The following is a 20,973-nucleotide window of genomic DNA, read 5'->3' as shown; positions in this document are numbered from 1 at the left end:
TCATGGCAGAACGGCATGGCGCGCATTCATTGGTGGATGCCTTTAAAGCACAGGGTGTAAATTCAATTTTTACACTTTCGGGTAATCACATCATGCCAATTTTTGATGCGGTGATTGATGAACCCATTAAATTAATTCATACGCGTCATGAGGCAGCAACGGTTCACATGGCCGATGCGTATGCTCGCTTGAGTGGCAAAGTAGGTATCGCGATGGTGACCGGTGGTCCAGGTCATGCCAATGCAGTGTCGGCCTTGTACACCGCCGCCATGGCCGAATCCCCAGTCGTGCTCTTATCGGGTCATGCTCCTTTGAATCAATTGGGCAAAGGCGCCTTCCAAGAAATGTCCCAAGCGGATATTGCAGCGCCTTTATGCAAAGCGTCATGGACCTGTGCAGGACCGCAGTATCTCGCTGCAGATTTTCAGTTAGCGTGTGCGATTGCCCAATCAGGTCGACCTGGTCCTGTTCATCTCAGCCTGCCTGCCGATGCTCTTGAGAGCCCTTTACCAAATGCCTCTGCAACACCAAGTCCCAGCGCACCCAAACTCACATTAAACGCTCCCCTTACTTCTGAGAAAGCGCAGTCGATCGTTACGCAACTGCGTGCTGCTCAAAAGCCGGTTGTTATCGTTGGTCCGCGCGGTTGCTATCGGTACGCGAAGCAACTCCATGCATTGAGTAAAGCGCTTGGCGTCCCGGTGATTGCGACAGAGAGTCCTCGTGGCGTGGGCGATCCGAGCTTAGGTGCGTTTGCCGAGGTTCTTGCGCAAAGCGATTGTGTCTTACTGCTTGAGAAACGATTGGACTTCACACTCAAATTTGGGAACGCACCAACGTTTAAGGCCGATGCCCGCTTTATGCAAATTGATTCTGAAGCGACTGAACTCAAGCGCTCTGAGAATGCACTTGGCTCACGCTTAGAGATGGCGCTTCATGCGGATTTATCGTCTTCGATGGATGCCCTACTGCATGCGGCGCAGAGTGTGCCCACCAAACCGCAGGATGCCAGTTGGCTGCCATGGGTGAATGAGGCGATTGCCTATCGTCCCAATACTTGGTCGACCGCCACATCCAAGACGCCCAATCATGCGCATCCCGGCAGAGCAATGCTTGCCTTACAAGCCATTCTCGACTCCCATCCAGATTCGGTATTGGTGATTGATGGTGGTGAAATTGGTCAATGGGCTCAAGCCTGTCTGCATGCCCCAAATCGTGTGATTAATGGTGTTGCTGGTTCGATTGGTGCTGCACTTCCTTTTGCCACTGCGGCAGCGTTCACCAAGCCCGGGGTTCCGGTCGTTGCGGTCATGGGGGATGGCACCTTTGGCTTTCATTCATCGGAACTCGATACTGCCGTACGCTATCAACTACCATTCATTGGTGTGGTGGGGAATGATGCCTGCTGGAATGCCGAGTATCAGATTCAGATTCGGGAGTATGGTCAAGAACGGGCCAAAGGATGTGAACTTCTTCCATCACGCTACGATCAGGTTGCGCTCGCCTTTGGTGGTGCCGGTGAACTAGTCACCGATGCGCTTGATGTCTTACCCGCTGCGCAGCGTTTACAAGCCAAAGGCCTACCGGCGATCTTGAACATTTTGATCGAGGGCCTACCTGCCCCGAATCTCAAGCGCAGCTAGTTCAGGTCATCCACTCTCCCTTATCAGGCGTTTATCCACTATGCACCTGATCTATCAACCAAGGTTTATTCAAACCGTAATTAGCGTTTTGGTGGCATGCTGCCTCTTGGTGGCATGCGCCAATACCAGTCGTCCTGGGGTCGTTGGAGTCGAGCGCTCTCAGTTCATGATGATCTCCGCAGCGCAAATTGATCGGATGTCCGCCATTAGTTATGAGCAACAGGCCAAGGCGGCGCAGAAGAAAAAGATACTTATTACCAGTGGCCCTGAATATGAGCGCCTTAAGACCATTGCCAATCGCTTGATTCCGCAGACGGCGGTATTTCGGGACGATACGCGTAATTGGAACTGGGGTCTGCAGTTAATTGATTCCCCCATTGTGAACGCCACCTGTGCACCCGGTGGTCGCATTACCTTTTATAGCGGGATTATTAATAAACTCAACTTAACCGATGATGAGATTGCTGCCATCATGGGTCATGAGATTGCTCATGCGGTTCGGGAGCATGGGCGTGAGCAGGTCTCGCAAGCACTTGCTCAAAACATCATTAGTAATGTTGCGCTTGCCGCAGCAGGTGCAGGTTCGGCTCAATCGATTGATGCGGCCAATCAAATCATGCAGTACGTGCTGGTATTGCCAAACTCGCGGCAGAATGAACGTGAAGCCGATGCGATTGGTTTAGAGCTAGCGGCGCGTGGTGGCTATGATCCGCGGGCTGCCATTACATTGTGGCAAAAGATGAGTAAAGAGAGTCAGGGCAAGAACCCACCTGAGTTTTTATCGACCCATCCCTCGAATGAGAATCGCATTAAGGATCTTTCTGCATTGATTCCCAAAGTGATGCCCTTGTACGAGGCAGCGAAGCGGAACAGCGCGACCAAATAAAAACGGCCCCTAATGATGGGGCCGTGATTTTTAAGACCTTTTGTTTATTTCTTTAGGTTCAGTTGTGTTCCTAATTTGCTATAGAGCTCAAATTGCTCCCTTGCAAATTTCTCAGTGTCTTGGGGTGAACGAATCGCTGGGATTGCACCAACGGTATCGTTACCGCGCAACCAAGCTGGGTCTTTCGCGACTTCCTTCAAAACAGCTTGCCATTTGTTCACTACCTCAGCAGGCATCCCTGGGGGTCCATATAAACCACTCCATCCCATGACTTGCTCGAGGTTACCTATACCCATTTCTTTAGCGGTAGGCACATCAGGGAAGTCTTTGAGGCGGTTAGGGGTTGATGTAACTAATGCACGCATGGCACCGCCCTTAATTTGGCCAACCATGGTAGTTAGATTGTTGCAAATGAATTGCACTTGACCACCTAATAACGCAGTCGTTGCTTCACCGCCTCCTTTGTAGGGGATCATCATCGCCGCGGTAGACGGCAATCCAAGTTGACTGAGCATCACTTCTACGGCTAAATGCTGTGTCGTACCAGGGCCTGCGGTTGCGTAGTTGAGCTTACCGGGGTTAGCGCGGATCGCATCAATCAAATCTTTCATGTTCTTGTAGGGTGCGTCATTTTTAACCACACACACCACCGGATTGAAATCCAACAACGAGATCATCGTGAAATCATTCCATTTGTACGGCGTATTACTATCCAGTGCTGGTGTAATGGCTTGCGATCCACCGCGCGATACCAATAAGGTATAGCCATCTGGTGGTGAGGTGCGTACTTTTTGTGAACCAATGGTTCCCGATGCGCCTACTACGTTTTGAACCACAACCGGTTGACCAATCATCTTGCTCGCTACCGCAGCGAGATTGCGGCCCGAGAAATCACTGTCACCCCCAGCAGCATAGGGAGCAATCAAGGTGATGGTTTTGTTGGGGTAGTTTTGCGCAAGCGCAGGACTCATGCCAAACGCACTGGCCACCAGTCCCACAAGAATTGATTTGCCGATCAGGCGTTTACTAGACTTCAGCATATTGGATCTCCTCCACAATGGGATGTATTTATAAGTACAACAACCCATACTACAAGTCGATTTTTGGGAAACCAATCAGGGTAATAACTAGGTATAACGCCTTTAGGGTTTTAGGTGCTCAGTTCTACGGAGAGTTTGGTACCCGGCACGATAATGCCACCCCGGTCGCCAGGCGTGACATTGCCCCAGCGGGAGGCAAAGTAATCGGGCAATGGGCGGCCCGATGGTGGGGCAATCCAGAGTCTTAGCAAATGACGGTGACGCTCAGGCTCAGGCCAGTTCTCAAAGTCATTCCTAGAGTGCAGAATTTGATGGTTGTGCAAGAGCTGAATATCGCCCGGCTCAAACGCCATTTGCAATGGGAAACCGGGTTCTTGCAAGATTGCATCGATCAAATCCATCACCTCCACTTGCTCTTTAGTTAAGCGCGGAGCATTCGGAAAGCGGCGTTGCGCTTCCTCAATATAGTGGCGTAGATAAACGCACGATAGCTCACCGTGATACCAGTTAAAGATCGGGATCTCAAACCATGGGTCGCGACCTTCGGGCACCTCGCCACGACGGTCGGTAGGATATGGGGTAAACATCGCAGGAATCAGATCGGGGCGGCGCTTCACGAGTTCGTTATAGACCGCCATTGAACTTGCAATAAAGGACTCTCCGCCTTGCTTCGCTTTCTGGAGGCATAAGAGACCCACAATATCAGCAGAGTCAGTGTGGTAATCCAGCTTCTTGTTGGTTTGGTAAAAACGTGCGCCCGCTTCAACCTTGGCGCCTTGATCGCGCACATGACCCAAAAGATGGCCCTTGCCGTTGGAGCTACGCAAACTACCCATATGGCGACCAATGCCCATGTAAATGGTGGCAGCCTTCTCTATCGACCAGTTTGTGATCGGCAAACCACGAAGCATCACAAAACCACGACCATGCAAGAGCTCTTGCAATTGCCCCCCAATCAATGAACTTAGGTTTTGAAGGGGAAAACTCTCAGGCGTAATGTTCTCAAGCGCAAGTCCAGTGCTAGCAAAGTGCTCTGCTGCACGCTCGAGTTCGGCGACTTGTGCGGAGGTCCAATGCACAATCCAATCGGATTTCTGAGCAAGGTCAGATCCTCGCCATGCGCAAGGTCCATCAATCGCTTTGGGGATGCTGCCCACGGCATTAATTGCTTGACTGGTTCTCATCGCGACCCCCACTTCGAATGGTTACTGTATTAATGGATTGAAATTAGTCTATTACAAAAATAGCCTAAATTTAAGCAAAAATGGGGTTTATCAGATCAATTAGTTTGAATATGAATAGGCTTCATATCCAAATTGCGTAGATGAGTCTAGATGACTGCGGGGTAATACTTACTTACGACTTGGAGTCGTCTTGTTTCGTTTTGCTCAAAATTGACTGCAATAAAGGGGCTGGTTTTGCGTTTGGCCTGCCCTTTGCCTGTTTGTCTAACAAGTCAGCTTTGCTCGCGTTTTTCATCCGCAAAGCAATTTGCAAACCTTGGCGTTTTGCTAAATCGGTTTTCTTCAGCGTCATGATAAAAAACCCGCCTAGCTCACACCAGACGGGTCTTTAATACGATACAAATTATTTCTTAGGAGCGGTTACTTCAATCGCAATGATCTCAGTAACCGTTGCTTCCACTTGGGTACCAACTTTTACGCCTTTCAGTACTTTCGGATCCTTCACTTTGAGATCCAATGTACGGGTTGCGCCACGCAGAGTAATCGTGCCTTTCTTCTCATCCACAGCGGTCACATCAGCAACTACAGTAACTTGACGCTCAATCGCGGCAGCGGGTTTATCACCCAACTTTGCACGCGCTGCTTTTTCAGTTTCAATGCGCTCACGGATTTCAACTTTGCTTGGCTTTTTAATATCGGCTACCAAGATCTCAACATGCGTGAGGGTGACGATATCACCGACTTTAATTTGGTTAAAGTTTTTGACCTCATCGCCTAAGACGGTTTTGAACTCATTGCCATTGGGGCCAACAATGACGACTTGACGGGTTTTTGGATCAACGGATTTGAATTTACCTTGGAACTGAACACCTTCAGCTACTTTTAAGACGCCTGGAGCAGTTTCAACAGCAACCACAGCTTGTGGTTTATTTTGGGCGATGGCAACCGATGTGCCCATCATTAGTACTGCTGCGCTTACAAGTGCAATTTTCTTCATGAAATTCCTCTATAGTTAATGAACAAAAATACCTCAAACGAGAATATTGCTGTAATGATAGTGGGTTTCATGACCATTCAATGAAAAAACCACCCGAAGGTGGCTTTTAGAAATTGGCGGAGCGGACGGGACTCGAACCCGCGACCCTCGGCGTGACAGGCCGATATTCTAACCAACTGAACTACCGCTCCAGATACTGCATCATGCGCGTCACTGCATGACTGGCGTCCCCAGGGGGATTCGAACCCCCGTACTCACCGTGAAAGGGTGATGTCCTAGGCCTCTAGACGATGGGGACCTTGGACTACTTGTTTTGTTGGTGGAGATAAGCGGGATCGAACCGCTGACCTCTTGCATGCCATGCAAGCGCTCTCCCAGCTGAGCTATACCCCCTTATATTGATGCACTTTCAAAACAATCCAAGATTTTAGCCTATTTTTGACAGACGCTCGATGACTTCGTCTTTACCCATGACTGCAATCACTGCATCGAGTGCTGGTGTTTGGGTGGTGGCAAATAATGCATACCGGATTGGCATCGCCAAGGCTGGCATCTTGAGTTGAAACTGGGCTAGCGTGGCTTTTAGTTGACTAGCAACCTCTTCTTTGCTTTTGGGATTTGATGCTATTAGTCTGTCTCTAAAATCTGCAATGGCAGGAATCACAGCGGTCGGGATATTTTGTGCAATTTGCTCGCTATTTAGATTGGGTCGACCCTGATAAAAAAGCTTAGCGCCTTCGACGATCTCTATCAAGGTGTTCGTACGGTCCTTGAGTAAGTTGACCACTGACTCAAAATCAGGACCCTGCGAGAGATCAATCCCCTGCTGATGAATAAACGGCATACATAACTGCGCAAGGCGCTTTGCATCACCTTGCTGAATATAGTGATGATTGAGCCAGAGTAATTTTTCAGGGTTATGTTGTGCGGGTGAGCGCCCCAAGTGCTCCAGATCAAACCATTTCACAAACTGCTCTTGGGTAAAAATTTCAGCGTCGCCGTGTGACCAACCCAATCGAGCAAGGTAATTTAGAACGGCCTCAGGCAAATAGCCCATTTTTTGATAGTCGCGCACACTCAGGGCACCATTTCGCTTACTCATCTTCTCACCACTTTCATCCAAGACCGTTGGTAAGTGCGCGTAGACCGGTGGCGTACCACCAAGGGCTTTCATGATGTTAATTTGCCGTGGGGTATTGTTGACGTGATCATCACCCCGAATCACGTGGGTAATCTGCATATCGAGATCATCAACCACCACACAAAAGTTATAGGTGGGGGTACCATCAGGACGAGCGATGATAAGATCATCGAGCTCATCGTTACTGATTTCAATTAATCCTTTGACCGCATCCTTCCAAATGACGGAGCCACCAATCGGGTTTTTGAAACGAATCACTGGTAAACCATCTTTCGGGGGCTCTGGCAATGTCTTGCCTGGCTCAGGACGCCAGAAGCCGTTATAGCGTGGCTTCTCTTTATTAGCCATTTGCTGATCACGTAAACGATTGAGTTCGTCTTCGCTCATATAACAGTAATATGCCGAGCCATCGGCAAGCATCTGCTTGAGAACTTCACGATAGCGATCCATGCGTTGCATTTGGTAGATTGGCCCTTCATCCGGATCCAAGCCAAGCCAATGCATTCCTTCTAAAATCACCTCAACGGCCTCGAGTGAGGAGCGCTCTTGATCGGTATCTTCAATCCGCAAGATAAAGTCCCCACCTTTACTTCTGGCAAAGGCCCATGGATACAACGCACTTCGCAGGTTACCTAAATGAATAAAGCCGGTTGGGCTTGGGGCAAAACGGGTTCGAATACGCATGGGCAGTATTATCTCAGGTCAGAACTGCTCGGGATATTTTTAGAATGAATCAGCTTTTGGTCTTTGTATGCGATGGAGCCCCCGTTCGGGGTGAATTTGTTTCGATTGGAAGTGCCTGGCAGAACATAGTGGCCTTACGCAAGGATCCACCGGCAGTGCAAAAGGTGATGGGTGAGTTTGTTGCAGCCGCCACCCTCCTGACTGCTAGCATTAAGCTTGATGGCACCCTCATGATTCAGGCACAGAGTAAGGGGCCGATTCAACTTTTGGTGGTTGAATGCACCTCTCAACTTGAAATTCGGGCAAGCGTTTCTCTCAATCCTGATTTTGGTGAAATTCCTGACAATGCCACGCTTGCCGAGTTACTCGATGCGGAGGGCTCTGGACGTTTAGCCATCACCTTAGATCCGATCGATCGCAAACCTTCTCAAACGCCGTATCAAGGCATTGTGGCATTAAAACGGCCATCCTCCACCCACCCCGGTCTTGATGAACCGATTGAAACGGTGAGTGAAGCCATCATGCAATACATGCAACACTCAGAACAAATTGATACGCGCATCTGGCTCACCTCCAGCTCACAATCCTTAGGCGGATTTTTATTGCAACGCATGCCCGATGCCGGCGGCGCCTCACAATACGATCCCAAGATGATGGCCGAGGGCTGGGAACGAATTCAGATGCTTGGAAGCACCATTACCAATGAAGAACTCCTCGAGGTTTCACCAGAGACCTTATTGCGTCGCTTGTTTTTAGAGGAATCCGAACGGTTTGGTGTGCGCAGCTTTCCAATACGCCTCGTTCGCTTTGCCTGCCGCTGCTCGCGTGAGCGGGTTGCGGATGTGATTCGGATGCTAGGTCAAGAAGAGGTCGATAGCATTTTGGCCGAACTCGGTGCCGTTGAGACCCGCTGCGACTTCTGTGGCATGCAATATCGTTTTGATGCAGTTGACTGCAAACAAACGTTGACTAGCTCGACGCTTAGCGATGCCGTACGACCGGCTTCCAAGGGGCATTAATTATTGCTTTGGAGCAGTTGGTGCCGGGGCGAGATTAGGGTTCTGAGGAACGCCGTCCTTAGGAACAATCTGCACAAAATACTCACCTTCTTTAATCATCCCGTGCTCGGATCGAGCCCGCTCCTCAATGGCGCGCGTGCCCTCTTTTAAATCCTTCACGTCACCGGCGAGTTTATTGTTCCGAATTTCTAAGGCTTTATTTTTTTGGATCTGGGCTTCAAGCTGACGCTCTAACTCGTAAGCCTTTAACCATCCACCCTGACCAAACCACAGCGGATACTGAATCACGATCAGCAATCCCAGCATCGAGTAGATAATCAGGCGCATCGCGCAAGCCGGTTTACTTTAGATTGTGCAAGTTGTAGAACGCTGCTTTACCAGGATAGCTCGCTACATCACCCAAATCCTCCTCGATGCGCAAGAGCTGATTGTATTTAGCAATTCGGTCAGAGCGCGAGAGTGAACCGGTTTTAATTTGGCCAGCATTGGTGCCCACTGCAATATCGGCAATCGTGCTGTCTTCGGTTTCACCAGAGCGATGGGAGATGACGGCGGTGTAATTGGCGCGTTTAGCCATCTCAATCGCTGCAAAGGTCTCGGTGAGCGTACCGATTTGATTAATTTTGATCAGAATCGAGTTAGCAATGCCTTTGTCAATGCCCTCTTTGAGGATGCGAGTGTTAGTGACAAAGAGATCGTCGCCAACGAGCTGAATTGTTTGACCTAATTTTTGGGTCAGGGTTGCCCAGCCATCCCAGTCACTCTCGTGCATTCCATCTTCAATCGACACAATCGGGAACTGATTAGCCAGATTGCCTAGGTAATCGGCAAACTCGGTAGAACTGAGTTGCAAGCCTTCACCCGATAAATGGTATTTACCATCGTTATAGAACTCGCTCGCCGCACAATCTAAGGCTAGCAACACATTGTCACCGGGGTGATAGCCCGCTTTCTCAATCGCACTCAGAATAGTTTCTAAGCACTCTTGGTTACTCTTGAAGTTGGGGGCAAAGCCGCCTTCATCACCCACCGAGGTTGGCATATTTTTATCGTGCAATATTTTCTTGAGCGCATGAAAGACCTCGGCACCACAGCGCAGTGCTTCCCGAAAGCTGTCCACACCCACTGGCATGATCATGAACTCCTGAATATCTAAGCTATTGTTCGCATGAGCGCCGCCATTGACGATGTTCATCATCGGTACTGGCAATTGCATAGCACCTGAGCCGCCAAAATAACGATAGAGTGGCAAGCCTGCCTCTTCCGCTGCAGCGCGTGCCACGGCCATTGATACCGCCAACGTCGCATTGGCTCCAAGTCCCGCTTTATTGTGGGTACCGTCAAGGTCGTTTAGGGTACGATCCAAAAAGGCCTGCTCACTGGCATCCAAACCCAATACGGTTTCTGCGATTTTGGTATTGATGTTCTCAACCGCTTTTAGTACGCCTTTGCCAAGATAGCGAGAGGCATCACCGTCGCGCAACTCAATCGCCTCACGAGAACCGGTCGATGCACCCGATGGAACGGCAGCTCGTGCCATCACACCGGATTCAAGCAGAACATCGCACTCAACGGTGGGATTGCCACGCGAGTCCAAGATCTCTCGACCAATAATGTCAACAATTGCGCTCATGATTTCTCCTAGGTATCTGTTCGGTGATGAAGATCAACGATTTGTTTAAGAACGATCAACAAATCGGTCTTCTAAAAACATATTGGCTTGCTTCACAACACGATCCAATTGTTGGAGTGTTGCTAATAAATCTTTTAAGTGATTAAGCGGTACTGCATTCGGACCATCCGAGAGTGCCTTAGCAGGATCCGGGTGGGTCTCCATAAAGAGACCGCTGATACCAACTGCTACCGCTGCACGCGCTAGAACTGGCACAAACTCGCGTTGGCCACCACTACTGCTACCTTGACCACCAGGCAATTGCACCGAGTGCGTTGCATCAAATACAACGGGGGCCTTAGTCGAGCGCATGATGGCAAGGCTGCGCATATCCGATACTAAATTGTTGTAACCAAAACTGGCGCCGCGTTCACACACCATAAACTGATCGGGTAGGTTTTTCTCACGCGCTGCCGCACGGGCTTTATCGACCACATTACCCATCTCATGAGGGGATAAAAATTGCCCCTTCTTAATATTGACTGGTTTACCACTTTGAGCAACGGCAGCAATGAAGTCCGTCTGGCGACACAAAAACGCTGGGGTTTGCAAGACATCAACCACGGACGCCACTGCGCTCACATCACTGATCTCATGCACATCGGTGAGAACAGGAACGTTTATTTGCTTCTTGACCTTCTCTAAGATCGCCAAGCCTTTTTCCATTCCCAGTCCCCGAAACGAACTTCCTGAAGAACGGTTGGCTTTATCAAAAGACGATTTATAAATAAAGGGGATATGCAGTTCCTTGCAAATCGCTTTAATTTGTCCTGCGGTATCAATTGAAAACTGTTCCGACTCAATGACGCAGGGACCTGCGATCAAGAAAAATGGTTTGTTTAAACCAATCTCGAAGCCACACAAATGATTAAACATAAGAGTCCGATTACGCAGCAACTGCTGTTTTAGCAGTCTGACGCGCGAGCGCTGCGCGGATGTAGGCTAAGAATAAGGGATGCCCTGCTCTTGGCGTTGAGGTGAACTCCGGGTGAAACTGCACTCCAAAGAACCATGGGTGCATTGATTTGGGTAACTCCATCATCTCTGGCAAATCTTCATTCGGAGTCCGCGCAGAAATGACCATACCGGCTTTCTCAAGCTTTGGTGCGTAGATGTTGTTCACCTCGTAACGATGGCGGTGACGCTCATTCACTTCAGATCCATAGATACTGTGCGCGAGTGTATTGAGTTTTACTGGGCATTTTTGTGAACCCAAGCGCATCGTGCCACCCATGTCTGAGTCGGCTGCTCGTTTTTCAATCCTGCCCTCGCGATCAAGCCACTCGGTAATGAGAGCCACAACGGGATTGGGCGTATCGGGGTCAAACTCAGTGCTGTTGGCTGCGTCAATATTCGCAACATGCCGTGCGAACTCAATCACAGCAAGCTGCATGCCTAAGCAGATCCCCAAATACGGTACGCCGTTTTCACGCGCATACTGAATGGCTTTGATCTTCCCTTCGGTGCCGCGTTTACCAAATCCACCGGGTACCAAAATGGCATCGAGATCGTAGAGGCACTCTAAATTACCTTGCTCCAAGCGCTCGGAATCAATGTACCGAATATTAATTTTGGTGTGGTTATGAATTCCAGCGTGGCGCAGGGCTTCAATCAATGATTTATAGGATTCGGTGAGATCCACATATTTACCGACCATGCCAATCGTGACCTCGTATTGAGGATGCTCAAGCTCGTACACCAACGAGTTCCACATCGCTAGATCAGCAGGCTTTGCATGAATATTGAGTTCCTGACAGATGAGCTCATCCATGCCTTGCTCGTGCAACATCTTCGGAATCTTATAAATCGTATCGACATCCCACACCGAGATGACTGCTTCTTCTCGGACATTGGAGAACAAAGAAATCTTAGCGCGCTCATCATCCGGAATCTCGCGATCGGCGCGACACAATAAGACCGTTGGCAATATACCGATCTCGCGCAGTTTTTGCACCGAGTGCTGCGTGGGTTTGGTCTTCAACTCCCCCGCACTCTGAATCCAGGGTACTAAAGTGAGATGCACAAATGCACAATCGCCTTTGGGGAGGCGCAAGCTCATTTGGCGTGCCGCTTCTAAGAACGGGAGCGACTCGATGTCACCGACGGTACCGCCAATCTCGCAAATCGCAATATCGGCCTGGCCATCATGACTCGCTTTGGCACCCTTTTCCACAAAGGCCTGTATCTCATTGGTTATGTGTGGAATCACTTGAACGGTCTTGCCAAGATACTCACCGCGGCGTTCTTTGCGGATTACCGACTCATAAATTTGGCCCGTGGTGAAGTTATTGCTCTTGCGCATCTTTGCGCTCACAAAGCGCTCGTAATGCCCCAAATCGAGATCGGTCTCAGCCCCGTCTTCGGTTACAAAGACCTCACCATGCTGGAACGGACTCATGGTTCCAGGATCAACGTTGATGTAAGGGTCTAATTTTAGGAGGGTGACTTTCAGGCCGCGTGATTCAAGAATCGCGGCAAGCGAGGCGGCTGCAATTCCTTTTCCCAGAGAAGAAACCACACCACCAGTGACAAAAACGTATTTGGTCATCGCTTAACGTCTATTGGTAATACGCAATTATAACGATAGCTTGGGCGGATTGAAAAAAAGGAGGATTCGGACTTGCCCTAAGTAAAATTAGGAATGCGTTTATTTTTTGCCATTCTCATTACCCTTCTCTCCCTCTTTTACTTCTTACCAGCAGCCATTGCGTTTTACCGTAAGCGCGCCAATACCGGGGCTATTCTTGCCTTGAACCTCTTTTTAGGCTGGTCCTTAATTGGCTGGGTGATCGCCCTCGTCTGGGCCTTAAAGGACGAACAAATCCTCTAAAGATCAAGCGGATTAGGGGTATTTTCTCTAGATCCGCTGTCAGTAAAGTTTTACAATGTAGCCTGTTCTTTTGGCCCACTTCTGATCAGGAATCTTATGTTAGACGCATACCAATCCCACGTAGCTGAACGTGCTGCGCAAGGCATCCCCGCCCTCCCATTAACCAAGGATCAAACTGCTGAGTTAGTCAAAATGCTTCAGAACCCCCCTAAAGGTTTAGAGGCCCAACTCCTTGATTTAATTAGTTATCGCGTGCCAGCTGGAGTGGATGAGGCAGCCAAGGTTAAGGCCGAGTTTTTGGATGCGCTTGCCAAAGGGAAGCTGCAATCTCCTGTCATTTCACGGATTAAGGCGACTGAAATCTTGGGTACTATGCTCGGGGGTTACAACATCAAACCATTAGTTGAATTGCTAGAAGATAAGGAGTGTGGCGCTGCCGCGACCGAAGCCCTCAAGAAAACCTTGCTCATGTTTGATTACTTTAATGATGTCAATGAGTTAGCCGAAAAAGGTAATGCAAATGCTAAGGCTGTGATTCAGAGTTGGGCCAATGCAGAATGGTTTACCAGCCGGCCTGCAGTACCAAAATCCATGACCCTCACGGTCTTCAAGGTCACCGGTGAAACCAATACCGATGACCTCTCCCCAGCCCCTGATGCGTGGAGCCGTCCCGATATACCGCTGCATGCGACGGTGATGCTCAAGAACCCCCGTTCAGGTATTGAGCCCGATGAGGCTGGAGTGCGTGGCCCTATGAAGCAGATTGAGGCGCTTAAGCAAAAAGGTCATCAAATTGCCTATGTGGGTGATGTCGTTGGCACTGGGTCGTCTCGTAAATCAGCCACCAACTCCGTTCTGTGGTGGACCGGTCAAGATATTCCGTTTGTACCCAATAAGCGCTATGGTGGTGTTTGCTTAGGCAGCAAAATTGCACCGATTTTTTTTAACACCATGGAAGATGCGGGTGCCCTCCCCATTGAGCTTGACGTTAACCAAATGAATATGGGTGATGTGATTGAACTGCGCCCCTATGAAGGTAAGGTTTACAAAGATGGCAAGGTGATTGCCGAGTTCACATTGAAGTCGCCAGTGATCCTCGATGAGGTTCGCGCCGGCGGTCGCATTCCACTCATTATTGGTCGCGGTTTAACGGCTAAGGCACGCGCCTCACTTGGCTTACCCGCATCGACGGAGTTCCAAGTGCCGATTAGCCCACCCGATAATAAGAAGGGCTTTAGCTTGGCCCAGAAGATGGTGGGTCGTGCATGCGGCCTGCCAGAGGGCCAAGGCGTTCGTCCAGGAACCTATTGCGAGCCTCACATGACCACCGTGGGTTCGCAAGACACCACGGGTCCAATGACCCGCGATGAACTAAAAGACCTTGCTTGCTTGGGATTCTCAGCAGACTTAGTGATGCAATCGTTTTGCCACACCTCAGCCTATCCAAAGCCGGTGGACATTCGTACCCATCATGAACTGCCATCGTTTATGACCAATCGCGGTGGCGTCTCACTGCGCCCAGGTGATGGTGTGATTCATAGTTGGTTAAATCGCTTGTTGTTGCCGGACACTTGTGGCACCGGTGGCGATAGCCACACTCGCTTCCCGATTGGTATCTCCTTCCCTGCTGGGTCGGGTCTCGTCGCATTCGCGGCTGCAACCGGTGTCATGCCACTTGATATGCCCGAGTCCGTACTGGTTCGCTTTAAAGGTCAAATGCAACCTGGTATTACCTTGCGGGACTTGGTCAATGCGATTCCTCTTTTTGCGATTAAGCGTGGTCTTCTCACCGTTGAGAAAAAGGGTAAGAAGAATGTGTTCTCGGGTCGTATTCTTGAGATTGAAGGCTTACCTGATCTGAAGGTCGAGCAAGCTTTTGAACTGTCGGATGCATCAGCCGAGCGTTCTGCCGGTGGTTGCACCGTGCACCTCAATAAAGAGCCCATTATCGAATACATGCGCTCCAACATTACGCTTATGAAGTGGATGATTGCGAATGGCTACGAAGATAAGCGCACCCTCGCACGCCGTATCAAAGCGATGGAGAGTTGGATCGCAAATCCACAATTACTCAAGGCCGATGCGAATGCCGATTATGCTGAGGTCATTGAGATCGATCTAAACGAGATCAAAGAACCAATCTTGGCCTGCCCCAATGATCCAGATGATGTGAAGTACCTCTCTGAGGTTCAGGGTGACAAGATCGATGAAGTGTTTATTGGTTCGTGCATGACCAATATTGGACACTTCCGTGCTGCCGGTAAGATCCTCGAAGGTAAAACCGATATCCCAACGCGCCTCTGGGTAGCACCGCCCACCAAGATGGATGCCATGATCCTCACCGAGGAAGGCTATTACGGCATTCTGGGTCGCACCGGGGCACGCATGGAGTCCCCAGGTTGCTCGCTGTGCATGGGTAATCAAGCCCAGATGCGCAAGGGTGCCTCGGCGGTTTCTACATCAACACGCAACTTCCCTAATCGTTTGGGGATTGATACACGGGTGTATTTAGCATCCGCTGAGCTCGCTGCGGTCGCCGCCCTACTCGGTCGGATACCGACTATGGCCGAGTACCTGGAACAGTTCCAAGCGGTCAATGCCAAAGCCAATGATGTGTATCGCTACATGAACTTTGACAAGATCAAAGACTTTAGTGAGGTTGCTGATACAGTGAGTGTTTAAGCGTCACTTAAAGTAAAGAAGCCCTGGGTTTAGGCCTTGGGCTTTTTTATTTTAGTTCTTACTCTTCGGTGATTCAAATATCAATGCAAGGCAACCGGCTTCGCTTGCTTTTTGCGTTTGTGAAGTAGCCAAGCGCTATGGATTCTGGTGACGACCATGATAGGCCAGAGTAAGGCGCAAAGTAATACCCAAAACGCACGACTTTCAAATGGATTTTCGTCGCAACTCTTTGCCTTGTGAGGACCCTCACTAAATAAATGCCGCTCTGAGTAGGTTGCAAACCCAAAACATGCACCAAAGAGGATGAACAGGGTAATAAAAGTTGTATCGGTCATCATCAAAACCCCAGATTAGATATGTAAAGTAAATATTACACATAAATCTGTAAAAGAAAAGGTTTATTTAGATGGCTAGAGCTTCCTCTTGATGCGCATTGACTGTTCGCAAACCCTGTACCCAAGGCTTGGTTGGAAGTCCCGTCGTTGTTTCAATCATTTTGGCGCGTTGCACAATAGGGTCCCAATCCGTCTTAATCATGGGACCCTTGAAGGCAATGGCGACCGCATTGCAATCGTGCGATTCTGGGAAGATGAGTACCCTGCCCTTAAACGCTTTGCAGATATTATTGAGATTTATGTCAAAACTTTTATGCTGTGAGAACAAATTAACGGTCATCACCCCAACTGCTTTTAAGCTTTGGTAGCAGGCTTGGTAAAACTCGAGTGAACTCAATACCGGCCCTTTGGCTTGCGCATCGTACAGGTCCACTTGCAAGACATCAGACTGTTGGTGATGGCGCGTGTTCTTCACATACGCCAACGCATCATCTTCAATAATCGTTAAGTTGGGATCTGTGGGTAGATCAAACATGGTCTTAGCCGCAATGATCACCGCTGGATTAATTTCCACGATGATGTTGTGTACACCAGGACAATGTTCAAGGGTGAACTTCGCTAAGGATCCGGTACCAAGACCCAATTGAGTGACTTGCATTCCAGGCCGACTTTGTAAAAACAGAAGCCACGCCATCATTTGCTGGGAGTACTCAAGATAGATTTCGATTGGATCCCGAATCCGCATCGCACCTTGAATCCAAGGTGTACCTAAATGCAGATAGCGAATACCACCAGACTCGGAGAACGTAACCGGGGGAAACGATGTTTTGTTGCTTGCCACCTAGTTCACCCAAACGCGGGCATTACGGAACATGCGGAGCCACGGGCTTGCACCATCCGCGTGCTGATGCCATTCTTTGGGATGCCAACTCATTTGCACATTTCTGAACACTCGCTCGGGGTGCGGCATCATGACTGTGAAACGGCCATCGGTAGTCGTTACACCCGTGAGTCCATGAGGCGAGCCATTGGGATTAAATGGATAGCGCTGAGTTGGCTTGCCGTAGTGATCAACAAAGCGCATGGCTGCTAAGTGATTGGATTCAACCTGTTGATCATTGCCTTGGTGTTTGAAGTTCGCATAGCCTTCACCATGTGCTACTGCGATGGGTAAATGACTTCCAGCCATACCTTTGAAGAATAGCGATGGAGAATCCAAGACTTCCACCATCACCAAACGCGCTTCGTATTGCTCTGATTGATTGCGAGTGAACTTCGGCCAGGCATCTGCCCCTGGAATGAGTTTCGATAAATTACTCATCATCTGGCAACCATTGCAAACGCCTAATGCAAAACTGTCTGAGCGATTGAAAAACGCTCTGAACTGATCGCTGAGCATTGTGTTAAAGAGAATAGTCTTAGCCCATCCTTCACCGGCTCCGAGTACATCGCCGTAACTGAATCCACCACAGGCAACTAGGCCTTGAAACTCATTAAGGTGTGTGCGGCCCGCCAGCAAATCGCTCATATGGACATCGTGCGTAGCAAAACCAGCAAGATCCATTGCATACGCCATCTCCAGATGTGAGTTCACACCCTGCTCTCGTAATATGGCGATCTTTGGGCGAATTGTTTTTTGGAGGTAAGGTGTACTGATGTTCTCGTTGGGATCAAATGTGAGCTTCGGGCTCATGCCCGGGTCCTTGGCGTCATCCAAGGCATTGAACTCACTATCAACGCACTCGGGGTTATCGCGTAGACGTGCAATTTGATAGCTGGTGTTTTGCCAAAGCTTTTGCAAGGTCATGCGGCTCTCTGAGTAAACGCATTTTGCATCGCGCCAAATCTCTAAGGTGTCATTCGAGTTGGGTTTACCGATCACATGACTAAAGGCACTAATGCCCTGTTCTCGCAAGATAGCAAAGACCGGATCGCGCTGCGAACGCTCAATCTGAATCACCACCCCAAGCTCTTCATTAAAGAGCGCCCGAATGGTTTGTTCATGGCGGCGACCGCTGACTTGGCTCGCCCAATTCTTCGCATCGCCGTAATCCTGTTCGGTGCGCGCATCAATGCAGAGTAGATCAACATTGATGGAAATACCGCAATGACTGGCAAAGGCCATCTCCGCGATACAGGCGAGTAGGCCTCCGTCCGAACGGTCGTGATAGGCCAAGACCATTTGCTTGGCACGCAGTTGTGTAATTGCGCTGGCAAAACCTTTGAGGACCTCAGGTCTGTCAACGGATGGCGCTTCGGTATCGGTTTGATCAAATACTTGGGTGACAATGCTGCCCGCCATGCGATTTTGGTTACATCCCAGATCAATCAGAATGAGTTCGGTATCCGCGATCTCGGTGTTGAGTTGTGGTGTCAGTGTTTTGCGAACGTCATGCACTGGGGCGAAGGCCGAGATGATGAGCGACACGGGTGCAATCACTTGCTTGGTTTGATTCTGATTCTGCCAGGTCGTGGCCATTGATAAAGAATCCTTCCCGACTGGGATCGAGATCCCCAGTGCCGGACAGAGCTCCATGCCGACTGCTTCTACTGAGGCGAAAAGTTTGGCATCCTCACCCGCCTGACCACAAGCAGCCATCCAGTTCGCCGAGAGTTTGATGTCTTCAATGCGTTGAACATCCGCTGCCAGAATATTCGTGATGGCTTCACCCACCGCCATCTTGGCCGCCGCGGGCGCATTAAAGAGAGCGACGGGAGTGCGCTCACCCATACTCATGGCCTCACCGCGATAGCCGTGGTAGTCCATGGTGGTTACTGCGCAATCAGCTACCGGTACTTGCCATGGTCCAACAAAGGGATCGCGCGAGTTCAAACCACCCACGGTGCGATCCCCAATCGTGATTAAGAACGATTTACTGGCTACGGTTGGTTGTTGCAATACAGCTTCAATCGCCATTTTGAGATCAATGTCGTTGCAATTGATTGGAGCAAATTGCTCATGCGTACTTTGTACATCACGGTGCATTTTGGGAGGCTTACCTAAGAGTACCTCCATCGGCATATCAATTGGATAGCATTGATCTGAATTAGTACTTTGCTGCTGATCGTGCAATTGCAGCTGCCGATCTTGGGTAGTATGGCCAACGACCGCATAGGGACAGCGCTCCCGTTCACAGATGGAGGCAAAGCGTTCGAGATCCTTGGCGTGGATGGCAATGACATACCGCTCTTGCGACTCATTGCACCAGATCTCAGCGGGACTCATGCCGCTCTCTTCTAACGGAATCTTTCGAAGCTCAAATTGCGCACCGAGCTTGGCGCTATCAGCGAGCTCGGGAAATGCATTCGATAAGCCACCTGCACCCACATCATGGATTGACACAATCGGATTGTTCTCTCCTAGGGAGCGGCATTGATTAATCACCTCTTGCGCACGACGCTCAATTTCTGGGTTACCGCGTTGAACGGAGTCAAAGTCAAGGTCGGCGGTGTTGGTACCTGTTGCCATCGAGCTTGCTGTGCCACCGCCCATGCCAATGCGCATCCCGGGGCCGCCTAACTGAATGAGCAAATCGCCATCCAGAATGGGTTTCTTATGGGTGTGGATGTCTTCAATCGCACCAATGCCACCGGCGATCATGATGGGCTTGTGGTATCCGCGGCGCTTACCTGCAATGGTTTGTTCAAAGACCCTGAAATACCCACCCAAGTTAGGGCGACCAAACTCGTTATTAAAAGCGGCACCACCCAGTGGGCCATCGATCATGATTTGTAAGGGGGTCGCGATACGCTCTGGTTTGCCATAGGGCTTTTGCTCCCAGGGCAAGTTTGTGCCAGGGATATGCAAGTTCGATACTGAAAATCCAGTGAGTCCTGCTTTGGGTTTACCACCAATCCCGGTGGCGCCCTCATCGCGGATCTCACCACCCGATCCAGTCGCTGCCCCCTGAAAAGGAGCAATCGCAGTGGGATGGTTGTGGGTCTCTACCTTCATTAAGGTATGCACCAGAGTTCGCTTAGTGCGATATTGCCCGGCGGGGCCTGTGGAACTCCATACATCGGCTTCACAGCCTTCCATAATCGCTGAGTTATCCGAGTAAGCAACAACGGTTCCCTTCGGCTGCAAACGGTGCGTGTTCCGAATCATGGCAAAGAGCGAGTGCTCTTGATTCTGGCCATCGATTGTCCAACTTGCATTAAAGATTTTGTGGCGACAGTGTTCGCTGTTCGCTTGCGCAAACATAATTAGCTCAACATCACTGGGATTGCGACCTAAGCGCTTAAAGTTCTCTTCAAGATACGTGATCTCATCAGCCGAGAGTGCTAACCCTAAGGCTTGGTTTGCATCATCAAGCGCCTTTTGACCCATGCCGATCACATCAATGCGAGTAAACGGACGGTCTGGCAGCGTTTGATACAGAGCATTCGCTTCTTCGTACGAGGCAATAATGATTTCGGTCATGCGATCAAACAGACTGGTTTGAAGAATGCGTTCTTGCTCTGGGCTGAGCGTTCGCTTTGCACTCCATTGATAGCAAATACCGCGCTCGATCCGCAACACATCCAATCCGCATTGATGAGCGATATCCGTCGCCTTACTTGCCCATGGAGAAACCGTCCCAAAGCGTGGAATCACGATGGCACGATTGGGTGTGGCGATTGCTTGATATGGTTCACCATATTGCAGTAAGGCCTCAAGCGTTAAGAGCTCCTGACTGCTTAGTTCGTTGACAGACCAGATAAAGTGCAGGTACTGAGCATGAATCGACTGAAGTTCAATCCCTTCCTGATGGAGGTGACTCAGAAGCCGTTGTTGACGGAATACAGAGAGGGCATCAGCCCCGGGCAGACAACGGAAAAAGGACATCCCGCAATTATAAGATCCTAGCGATCCTCAAG

General features: G+C 49.8%; 17 protein-coding genes and 3 tRNA genes. 5 read left to right on the top strand and 15 right to left on the bottom strand.

Features of this window, described 5'->3' with window-relative positions; all coding sequences use genetic code 11:
* Nucleotides 1–2: 2 nt before the first annotated feature.
* Both QUE65_RS04960 and QUE65_RS04955 read left to right on the top strand, forming a co-directional pair.
* A complete protein-coding gene (locus QUE65_RS04960; RefSeq protein WP_286282272.1) occupies nt 3–1,643 on the top strand; it encodes a thiamine pyrophosphate-binding protein in 1,641 nt (546 codons plus the stop codon).
* A gap of 40 nt (nt 1,644–1,683) precedes the next feature.
* Entirely contained in the window at nt 1,684–2,529 is an 846-nt protein-coding gene (locus tag QUE65_RS04955) for a M48 family metallopeptidase (protein WP_286282271.1), read from the top strand.
* A gap of 44 nt (nt 2,530–2,573) precedes the next feature.
* Here the strand turns inward: QUE65_RS04955 and QUE65_RS04950 are convergent, their stop codons facing one another.
* From QUE65_RS04950 to gltX, 8 genes are all read right to left on the bottom strand, one after another.
* Nucleotides 2,574–3,569, bottom strand: a complete 996-nt coding sequence (locus QUE65_RS04950) for a Bug family tripartite tricarboxylate transporter substrate binding protein (RefSeq protein WP_286282270.1) — start codon at nt 3,567–3,569, stop codon at nt 2,574–2,576.
* Nucleotides 3,570–3,679: 110 nt separating this feature from the next.
* Entirely contained in the window at nt 3,680–4,753 is a 1,074-nt protein-coding gene (locus QUE65_RS04945; RefSeq protein ID WP_286282269.1) for a TauD/TfdA family dioxygenase, read from the bottom strand.
* Nucleotides 4,754–4,925: 172 nt separating this feature from the next.
* Nucleotides 4,926–5,105: a hypothetical protein gene (locus QUE65_RS04940; protein ID WP_286282268.1), complete on the bottom strand. Its 180-nt coding sequence runs from the start codon at nt 5,103–5,105 to the stop codon at nt 4,926–4,928.
* 51 nt (nt 5,106–5,156) lie between these two features.
* Nucleotides 5,157–5,750, bottom strand: coding sequence for a hypothetical protein (locus QUE65_RS04935; protein WP_215372354.1), 594 nt, complete (start codon nt 5,748–5,750; stop codon nt 5,157–5,159).
* A 114-nt stretch (nt 5,751–5,864) separates the two neighbouring features.
* A tRNA-Asp gene (locus QUE65_RS04930) sits at nt 5,865–5,941 on the bottom strand.
* Nucleotides 5,942–5,972: 31 nt separating this feature from the next.
* A tRNA-Glu gene (locus QUE65_RS04925) sits at nt 5,973–6,048 on the bottom strand.
* A 19-nt stretch (nt 6,049–6,067) separates the two neighbouring features.
* A tRNA-Ala gene (locus tag QUE65_RS04920) sits at nt 6,068–6,143 on the bottom strand.
* A gap of 34 nt (nt 6,144–6,177) precedes the next feature.
* Entirely contained in the window at nt 6,178–7,581 is a 1,404-nt protein-coding gene (gene gltX / locus QUE65_RS04915; RefSeq protein WP_286282439.1) for a glutamate--tRNA ligase, read from the bottom strand.
* Between the two features lie 38 nt (nt 7,582–7,619).
* Here gltX and hslO point away from each other — a divergent pair, with 38 nt between their 5' ends.
* Nucleotides 7,620–8,594, top strand: a complete 975-nt coding sequence (gene hslO, locus QUE65_RS04910) for an Hsp33 family molecular chaperone HslO (protein ID WP_286282267.1) — start codon at nt 7,620–7,622, stop codon at nt 8,592–8,594.
* On the opposite strand, the gene ftsB is transcribed toward hslO, so the two are convergent.
* From ftsB to QUE65_RS04890, 4 genes are read right to left on the bottom strand one after another with little or no spacing between them, the layout of a single operon-like run.
* A complete protein-coding gene (gene ftsB / locus QUE65_RS04905; protein WP_215372350.1) occupies nt 8,595–8,921 on the bottom strand; it encodes a cell division protein FtsB in 327 nt (108 codons plus the stop codon).
* A 13-nt stretch (nt 8,922–8,934) separates the two neighbouring features.
* Nucleotides 8,935–10,227 carry a phosphopyruvate hydratase gene (gene eno / locus QUE65_RS04900; RefSeq protein ID WP_286282266.1) on the bottom strand — a complete coding sequence of 431 codons (1,293 nt, stop codon included), beginning with the start codon at nt 10,225–10,227 and terminating at the stop codon, nt 8,935–8,937.
* Between the two features lie 45 nt (nt 10,228–10,272).
* On the bottom strand, nt 10,273–11,142 hold the full coding sequence (gene kdsA, locus QUE65_RS04895) for a 3-deoxy-8-phosphooctulonate synthase (RefSeq protein ID WP_215372347.1): 870 nt from the start codon (nt 11,140–11,142) through the stop codon (nt 10,273–10,275).
* 10 nt (nt 11,143–11,152) lie between these two features.
* Nucleotides 11,153–12,814 carry a CTP synthase gene (locus QUE65_RS04890; RefSeq protein WP_286282264.1) on the bottom strand — a complete coding sequence of 554 codons (1,662 nt, stop codon included), beginning with the start codon at nt 12,812–12,814 and terminating at the stop codon, nt 11,153–11,155.
* A gap of 93 nt (nt 12,815–12,907) precedes the next feature.
* Here QUE65_RS04890 and QUE65_RS04885 point away from each other — a divergent pair, with 93 nt between their 5' ends.
* Together QUE65_RS04885 and acnB are read left to right on the top strand one after the other, a co-directional pair.
* On the top strand, nt 12,908–13,096 hold the full coding sequence (locus QUE65_RS04885) for a superinfection immunity protein (protein WP_286282263.1): 189 nt from the start codon (nt 12,908–12,910) through the stop codon (nt 13,094–13,096).
* Nucleotides 13,097–13,192: 96 nt separating this feature from the next.
* Nucleotides 13,193–15,778: a bifunctional aconitate hydratase 2/2-methylisocitrate dehydratase gene (gene acnB, locus QUE65_RS04880; protein ID WP_286282261.1), complete on the top strand. Its 2,586-nt coding sequence runs from the start codon at nt 13,193–13,195 to the stop codon at nt 15,776–15,778.
* 80 nt (nt 15,779–15,858) lie between these two features.
* On the opposite strand, the gene QUE65_RS04875 is transcribed toward acnB, so the two are convergent.
* The 3 genes from QUE65_RS04875 to purL all read right to left on the bottom strand — a co-directional run bounded on the left by QUE65_RS04875 (nt 15,859) and on the right by purL (nt 20,941).
* Nucleotides 15,859–16,116: a hypothetical protein gene (locus QUE65_RS04875; RefSeq protein ID WP_286282259.1), complete on the bottom strand. Its 258-nt coding sequence runs from the start codon at nt 16,114–16,116 to the stop codon at nt 15,859–15,861.
* 64 nt (nt 16,117–16,180) lie between these two features.
* Nucleotides 16,181–16,954 (bottom strand): spermine/spermidine synthase domain-containing protein, encoded by a 774-nt coding sequence (locus tag QUE65_RS04870; protein ID WP_286282258.1) that lies wholly within the window; start codon nt 16,952–16,954, stop codon nt 16,181–16,183.
* Complete coding sequence (gene purL / locus QUE65_RS04865) at nt 16,955–20,941, bottom strand: phosphoribosylformylglycinamidine synthase (protein ID WP_286282257.1); 3,987 nt, start codon at nt 20,939–20,941, stop codon at nt 16,955–16,957. It abuts the gene before it with no gap.
* Nucleotides 20,942–20,973 lie beyond the last annotated feature (32 nt).

The sequence above is a fragment of the Polynucleobacter sp. HIN8 genome (assembly GCF_030297615.1).
Lineage (GTDB): Bacteria > Pseudomonadota > Gammaproteobacteria > Burkholderiales > Burkholderiaceae > Polynucleobacter.
Note: the sequence above shows the minus strand (reverse complement) of the source record. Positions and strands in the feature narration are given on the sequence as shown.